The 319-nt window shown below is 42.9% G+C and carries 1 protein-coding gene; it reads right to left on the minus strand.

Annotation, left to right across the window (positions count from 1 at the left end; genetic code table 11):
• Positions 1-115: 115 nt before the first annotated feature.
• On the minus strand, positions 116-319 hold a 204-nt coding region (locus CCC_RS22655), incomplete at its 5' end, for a hypothetical protein (RefSeq protein ID WP_236686255.1).

A 319-nucleotide genomic window follows, 5' to 3' on the forward strand; every position in this document is an offset into this window, starting at 1 on the left:
TCGAGGCCCTGGCTGAGCTCTCCGGCGTCCCCGTGTGGAACGGACTGACGGACGAACTACACGCACACCCAAATAATCAGGCTGATTATTTGGGTGTGCGTGTAGTTCGTCCTGATTATTTGGGTGTGCCTGGCATGATGTGAAAGTCACCCTGATTATTTGGGTGTGCGTGTAGTTCGTCACATATGGCCAGAATATTTCCAAAACCATCCATTGATTTTGTATCTCTACCTATTGACCTTATAACAGTTCCAGTTGCTAAACTTTTTATAGTTCTATCATGTTCTTTTATTTTATAAAGTTCACTTAAATCATTGTC

This window comes from Paramagnetospirillum magnetotacticum MS-1, from assembly GCF_000829825.1.
Taxonomy (GTDB): Bacteria; Pseudomonadota; Alphaproteobacteria; order Rhodospirillales; family Magnetospirillaceae; genus Phaeospirillum; species Phaeospirillum magnetotacticum.